At 29.2% G+C, this 6,670-nt stretch carries 7 protein-coding genes; 4 read left to right on the top strand and 3 right to left on the bottom strand.

The annotated features are described in order from the left end of the window. Positions 1 to 75 precede the first annotated feature (75 nt). From QZ429_RS04260 to QZ429_RS04245, 4 genes are all read left to right on the top strand, one after another. A complete protein-coding gene (locus QZ429_RS04260; protein WP_291951585.1) occupies positions 76 to 294 on the top strand; it encodes a hypothetical protein in 219 nt (72 codons plus the stop codon). 48 nt (positions 295 to 342) lie between these two features. Further along, positions 343 to 1,515, top strand: a complete 1,173-nt coding sequence (locus QZ429_RS04255; protein ID WP_291951582.1) for a GTPase — start codon at positions 343 to 345, stop codon at positions 1,513 to 1,515. A 61-nt stretch (positions 1,516 to 1,576) separates the two neighbouring features. Next, entirely contained in the window at positions 1,577 to 1,882 is a 306-nt protein-coding gene (locus QZ429_RS04250) for a hypothetical protein (protein ID WP_291951579.1), read from the top strand. 22 nt (positions 1,883 to 1,904) lie between these two features. Then, the gene (locus QZ429_RS04245) at positions 1,905 to 2,771 is read left to right on the top strand and encodes a WYL domain-containing protein (RefSeq protein WP_291951576.1); all 867 of its coding nucleotides are present in this window, start codon (positions 1,905 to 1,907) and stop codon (positions 2,769 to 2,771) included. Here QZ429_RS04245 and QZ429_RS04240 read toward each other — a convergent pair. The 3 genes from QZ429_RS04240 to thrS all read right to left on the bottom strand — a co-directional run bounded on the left by QZ429_RS04240 (position 2,768) and on the right by thrS (position 6,623). Continuing rightward, entirely contained in the window at positions 2,768 to 3,865 is a 1,098-nt protein-coding gene (locus QZ429_RS04240; protein ID WP_291951573.1) for a DNA adenine methylase, read from the bottom strand. The genes QZ429_RS04245 and QZ429_RS04240 overlap by 4 nt on opposite strands. 431 nt (positions 3,866 to 4,296) lie before the next feature. Further along, positions 4,297 to 4,818 (bottom strand): translation initiation factor IF-3, encoded by a 522-nt coding sequence (infC, locus tag QZ429_RS04235; RefSeq protein WP_291951570.1) that lies wholly within the window; start codon positions 4,816 to 4,818, stop codon positions 4,297 to 4,299. Further along, complete coding sequence (gene thrS, locus QZ429_RS04230) at positions 4,815 to 6,623, bottom strand: threonine--tRNA ligase (RefSeq protein WP_291951567.1); 1,809 nt, start codon at positions 6,621 to 6,623, stop codon at positions 4,815 to 4,817. The genes infC and thrS overlap by 4 nt, the downstream gene beginning before the upstream one ends. Between the last annotated feature and the right edge of the window lie 47 nt (positions 6,624 to 6,670).

Genomic DNA, 6,670 nt, shown 5'->3' with positions numbered 1-6,670 from the left:
ACCTTAAATGATAATACAAACTATCATAAATATCTTGACAATGGGGGGGGGTTTTGTATAATAAAAAGGAATTAAATGGTCATAATTAGTATCATAGTAATGATAATTATTGCTATATGGACTATAATTTGCGGAGCATTTTGGATTTTGATTGCATTTATATTATTTTGTGTTATTTTGCCGAGTTTATTTTTAATAGAAAAATACGGAATTATAAATGTAGCAGTGTCTTACGTGCTAATTTTAGTAGGTGTAATGGCACTTATAAATATAATTAAAAACAAAACAACTTAAGCAAATTTATATATAACGAAAAATAAATTTAAAATTGAAAGGAAAAAAATGGATAAAGAAATCGACTTAGGCAAAATGTTTGAAAATTTAAATTTTGGAAAAATACAAGAGTTGGAAAAGGAGATGGAAAAAGACATAAGTAATAAATTAAATCTTTTTATCATAGGAAAATCAGGAGTTGGAAAAAGCTCTCTTATAAACACTATTTTTGGAGAATCTGTAGCAAAAACAGGCAGTGGTAAACCCATAACACAAGAAATAAAAGCTCACCATAAAAACGACTTAACTATTTATGATACGAAAGGATTAGAATTAGAAGGTAATGAGATAGAAAAAATCAAAGAATTCTTAAATGAGCAAAAACACAAAAATGTCGAGGATCAAATTCATATAGTATGGTTTTGTATAAGTGAGCCTGGTAGAAGGGTTGAAGATAAAGAAAAAGAACTTTATGATTTTTGCAAAAAATTAGAGATTCCAACTATGATAATCATAACAAAAGCAACACAAGATAAAGATGATAAAGGTGAAAAATTTTCTGATAAAATAAAAGATATATTTAATATAATAGATGATAATTATATGCAAAGAGTTGTAGCCATAAAAACTGAAGATGATGATGGCAACATTAAAGAACCTAAAAATATAAATGATTTAATCAATAAAACCTATATCATATTACCCGAAGCACAAAAAAAGGCTTTTGCTAGAAAGCAAAAATACGATAAAGATAGAAGAAAAAAGCAACTAAAAGAAGATACTGATCTGTTAGTTGGTAGGTATTCAAAAATAGCTGCAGGTCTAGCAGCAACACCTATACCTTTTTCTGATTTTGCTGTATTGCTTCCTACTCAAATTGCAATGATCGTGCATATTAGCAAGATCTATGATCTTGAATTAAACATGGAAAATGCTAAAAAAATAGCGATTGCATTATGTTCTGTGTGTGCTGCTGGATATGGATTAAAATTAGCTATTGGAAGCACCCTCAAATTTATCCCAGGAATAGGAACTGCAGCAGGAGCTGCCTTTAATAGCACTGTTGCTTTTTGTGGTACAAAGGTAATGGGGACTGTTTATGGTGCTTATTTAGATGATAATTTTGATAATATCTTAGGTAAATGCTTTAACTTTGAAGATGTTGTAGATACAATAAAGTTAAAATATAATGAATCAGACATAGAAAATATCAAAAACCAAATCAGCACTACCGAGAAATGATATTTACATAAACTAGAGTAAAAATACTCTAGTTTTTAATATTTTCGAAGAAAGATACACGATGCTAAACAAACTGCCTCAACTTTTTTCATTGCTTTTTAGCTACAAATCAAACATCTTTGATATCATCTCAAAGCCAAAGCAAGCCTACACTTACACTAAGTTTGCTTTAGAGCTTAAAGAGCTTTATAAAAAAGAAAACGACAAAACTGAAGCAGCTTTTATCATACTAGATAAAGTGCTTAAATTTAAAAAAGAAAATCCTAATGATTTTGATGATTTTTTAAAGCTTACTCAAGAGCTTTTAATTACTTATGAAAACGATCCAAAAACAATCAAACAAAACATAAAAGATTTGCTAAAATAATCAAAAATAAAAAAGGTTTTTGATGGATAAAGACAAGCTTTCTACACGTTTAGTGTCTATACTGCAGTATTTAAACAATGGTGAGCGTTTTAGTTTAGAAGAACTTTCGCAAGAATTTAATGTCAGTATTCGCACTATACAAAGAGACTTGCACGATCGCCTTGCTTTTATCCCTATAAAAAAAGAAAATGGAAAGTATTTTTTAGAAGGTTATGGTTTAGGAAAATTAAGTTTTAAAGATATACAAAATTTTGCTATTTTAAGTGGTATAGGTAAGCTTTATCCTAGTTTAGATAAAGAGTTTTTAAACGACTTGCTTAATGAAAAGATCAACAAAGCCTTTTTAGTCAAAACTCAAAGCTATGAAGCACTTGATAGAGAAATTTTTGAAGAACTAAGCGTAGCTATCATAGCAAAATATCCCATTAGTTTTTACTACAAAGAAAAACATAGAAAAACTAATCCATACAAACTCATAAACATTAATCACATATGGTATCTTTTAGCAGATGAAAACAACACTTTAAAAACCTTCACTTTCTCTAAAATCACAAAACTAAGAGTAGAAAAGAAAGAAATTTTTACCCCGAAAGAAGAGTTTTTAAAGCAAATTCAAAAAGATCAAAGTAATTGGATTAGCAAGGAAAGCAAAGAAGCTATTTTAAAACTTGATAAAAAAGCCAAGGAATACTTCTTAAGAAAAAATGCTCTTACTAAATACGAATTTATAGACGATGATGAGAATTTTATTTATATCAAAGCATTTTACACTTATGATGATGAACTTTTAAATTTGATAAGATATTGGATACCATATATCAAAATACATACTCCATTAAGCTTAAAAGAAAAATTATATCAACAATTAAAATCATACATACAAGATTAATATTTTTTAATCACATAAAGCTGTTCTTGTATATGTATGGAGCGTTTAGAAAGGTTTCTACTAGCTCTAAAGGCATTGTATTTTTGCTCTAAAATTTCACACTTTCCTATTTTTTTCAGACGCTTTAAAAAATTTTCTTTTTTTACAAAACCCTCACAATTATAAGAAAGCAACACAATCTTAGCCTTTAAATCATTAATTAGCTCAAACAAAGCGTCTTCGGCTTTTTTTTCTTTATTAAAAGCACTGCGATTCCAATCTTGTGGTATGCCAGAGACTTTTGAAAGTTCTTTTGGCTTTTTGTAATTAGCGATTAAATTTAGCATAAAATAATTTGACCCGTAAGGATGTTGATTATAAGGCGGATCTAAATACACCACTTCTATACCACCTAGCTCTTTAGCTAAAATATTTGCATCTTTTTGAAAAACTTCAAATTCACAAGTAAAGTTAGAAAAAATAGGCATTTTCAAAACTATATCGCCTTTAATGCGACTCAGTGCATTTTCTGCATTACCCCCGAATTTACCTATGCCATTTTTATCTTTGTAAAAGCCTTTAAAAACCCCACTTGTATTTGCATGCACGCTTGCTTCATAGATAAGTGGGGCGATGAAATATTTTTGCATATCATCTGGTAAAGTTGATATTTTTTTCCTTATGGAGTCTAAATACATCGCATTTTTAAGTGTATAAAATACTCGCTCATTTTTTTTGATATTTTTATCATCATCTGGTGCGTAAAGTTTGCTTATAAAACCTTTTTCAAGTTTTAAATCAGCTAGTAAAAAATCATAATATTTTTGTAATTCTTGTAAAAATTGTGCGTTTTGATTGCTCAAATAACACTCATTGATAATCTTAGAATAATCTTCTAAATCATTTGCCACTATAAAACTCGCATAAGGCTTTACAAAACGCGAAACTATACCTGAACCGCTAAATATATCACAAAAGCTAAATTTGTCTTTTTTAAGCTCTTTTTTAGCGTAATCAAAACCTTTATTTAAAAACTCAAGTAAGGATCTTTTATTGCCAAGATAAGTTATGATTTGTTCTTTTAAAAATTGTGGATTTTCTTTTTTGCTATTCATTAAAAAATATAATACCTCAAAGATGTCTTAGCTTTATCGCATTTCCTGTAGCTTGTTTGTTTTTCCTTCTTACAATCTAATATCATTTGTCCCTTGTCGTTTTGCTTTAGTGATTAATAATACTTTCTTATACCCAAGTTGCTCAAAAATATCCCTGCTAGCTAATCAAATTTTATAAAATTTTATATTTCATATCAAAGCCAAGCACGAATACTTGTTTCCTTTATGCTATCAATCATAAAGGAAATATCAAGTTTATTTTATATAGCAAGATAATACTGATCTTTGAAAAATTATCAATATCTCTAAATCTATTTTTTAAATACAATTTAGTTTGTCTCATAGCTTCATATATTCAAATCATCATCTTTTGATAAGTATTTTTAGCTTATGTTGATTTAAACTATTTTTAAAGCTTCTCCTAGCATAACTTACTTTTTCTTTTTAGGAACTACAAGCATATTTACATAACGCCCTTCAAGCAAAGGCTCTTTATCTTGCTCTGCTATATCTTCTATCATCTGCCATATTTTTTCAAGCAAGGCTACTCCAGCTTCAGGAGACCCCATCTCACGACCTTTTAAAAACACTCTAAATTTAACATGCTTTCCTTGCTCTAAAAACTCACTAGCGTGTTTAACCTTGTAATTAATATCATTTTGAGCAATTTTAACAGAAAGTTTAATTTCTTTAACATCAATAATTTTTTGCTTCTTCTTAGCTTCTTTTTGCTTTTTTTCTTGCTGATAGCGAAATTTTCCATAATCCATTATCTTGCACACAGGAGGCTTAGCTTCTGCTGCTATCATCACTAAATCAAGCCCTAATCTATTAGCTATATCTAAAGCCTCATCTGAACTAATAATGCCATAAACCTTGCCATCATCACCTATACATCTAATCTCATCTGCTTGAATTTCATCATTTAGCAAAACTTCTCTTTCTTTACTCAAAAGCATACCTCACTTAATCTCTCCTTTATTAAAGTTATAAATTCATCTATTTTCAACACCTTTTGTTCTTTTGCTCTTCTATCTCTTAAAGCTATAGTTTTATTTGCAAGCTCCTCATCTCCTAAAACAAGTATCATAGGCACACGAGTCTTTTCAGCTGAACGAATTTTTTTATTTAGACTTTCACTTTTATGATATATTTCACTATCAACACCTAATTCTAAAAGCATTTTATAAATTTCTTTTGCATAATCAAAATGATTTTGAGAAATTGGCACGATAGCAACTTGAATTGGAGCTATAAAAAATGGTAATTCTCCTCCACAATGCTCTATTAAAATTCCTATAAATCTTTCAAAAGATCCTAAAATCGCACGATGTAACATTACAGGTTGTTTTTTTTCATTATCCATATCAGTATATTCAAGCTTAAAACGACTTGGTAAATTAAAATCTACTTGTATAGTTCCACACTGCCATTTTCTTTTTAATGCATCTGTGATCTTAATATCTATCTTTGGACCATAAAAAGCTCCACCGCCCTCATCAATACCATATTTTAATCCCTGCTCATCTAAAGCTTCTTTTAAAGCTTTAGTAGCTATATCCCAAATTTCATCATCGCCTATAGCTTTTGCAGGACGTGTTGAAATTTCCATTTCATAATCAAATTTAAAAGCTTTCATTAAAATATCAACAAAACCTAAAATTTCTAAAACTTGTTCTTTGATTTGATTTGGCATACAAAAAATATGTGCATCATCTTGAGTAAATTCCCTTACTCTAAAAAGCCCGTGCAAAACACCACTTTTTTCGTGTCTATGCACTACACCATACTCAAAAAATTTCAAAGGCAAATCTCGATAACTTCTTATCTCATTTTGATAAATTTTAATATGACCTACACAATTCATAGGTTTTATACCATATTCTTGCTCATCAATTTGTGTAAAATACATATTTTCTTTATAATTTGTATAATGCCCACTAATCTTCCAAGCATCAGCTTTTAAAAGCTCAGGACCTCTAACAGGCTCATATTCTCTTAATCTATGAGCTTTATACAATAAATGCTCTAGCTTAGATCTTAATTTTGCACCATTACTAAGCCAAATAGGAAGTCCGCCTCCTATCTCATCATCAAAAGTAAAAAGCTTCATCTCATTGCCAAGCTTTCTATGATCTCTTTTTTTAGCCTCTTCAATAATCCTTAAATGCTCACTTAAACTTTCTTTATCTGCAAAAGCTATACCATAAATTCTTGTGAGCATTTCTCTTTTTTCATCTCCACCTAAATAGGCACCAGCTATACGAGTTAATTTAAAATACTTTAAGTATTTTGTATTTGGCACGTGAGGACCTCGACATAAATCTTCAAAATCACCTTGCTTGTAAATACTCACCATTCCATCAGGAATTCTTAATAATACTTCTTGTTTTAGATCATCGTGGATAAATTTTTCTTTTACTTCTTGTTTGGTTAATTCATATTTTGTTATATCTAGCTTTAAATCCGCCAATTCTTTCATTTTCTTTTCGATTTTTACTAGATCCTCATCTGAAATTTTACTATCTACTCTAAAATCATAATAAAAACCATCTTCTATCACTGGACCGACAAAAAATTTAGCTTCTGGATATAAACATTTAATAGCTTGAGCCATCAAATGCGCACAAGAATGACGAATTACCTCTAAACTTTCTTTAGAATTATCAAAAAACACTGGAATTAAATCTGTATCATTACAGCTTTGTGTATCTATCAAAGCTTCATTATTTATATATGCGATGATATCTTTTGTCATTGTTACCTTTATTAGTTCTTTATTTTTTAATGATTAACTTAAAAAGT

The sequence above is a fragment of the Campylobacter sp. genome (assembly GCF_020024835.1).
Classification (GTDB): Bacteria; Campylobacterota; Campylobacteria; order Campylobacterales; family Campylobacteraceae; genus Campylobacter_D.
This window is presented reverse-complemented; position numbering and strand designations above follow the sequence as displayed.

Coding starts and splice junctions, on each gene's coding strand:
- QZ429_RS04250 (WP_291951579.1), top strand. CDS start 1,577: ATGCTAAACAAACTGCCTCAACTTTTTTCATTGCTTTTTAGCTACAAA.
- QZ429_RS04245 (WP_291951576.1), top strand. CDS start 1,905: ATGGATAAAGACAAGCTTTCTACACGTTTAGTGTCTATACTGCAGTAT.
- QZ429_RS04240 (WP_291951573.1), bottom strand. CDS start 3,865: ATGAATAGCAAAAAAGAAAATCCACAATTTTTAAAAGAACAAATCATA.
- thrS (WP_291951567.1), bottom strand. CDS start 6,623: ATGACAAAAGATATCATCGCATATATAAATAATGAAGCTTTGATAGAT.
- QZ429_RS04255 (WP_291951582.1), top strand. CDS start 343: ATGGATAAAGAAATCGACTTAGGCAAAATGTTTGAAAATTTAAATTTT.
- QZ429_RS04260 (WP_291951585.1), top strand. CDS start 76: ATGGTCATAATTAGTATCATAGTAATGATAATTATTGCTATATGGACT.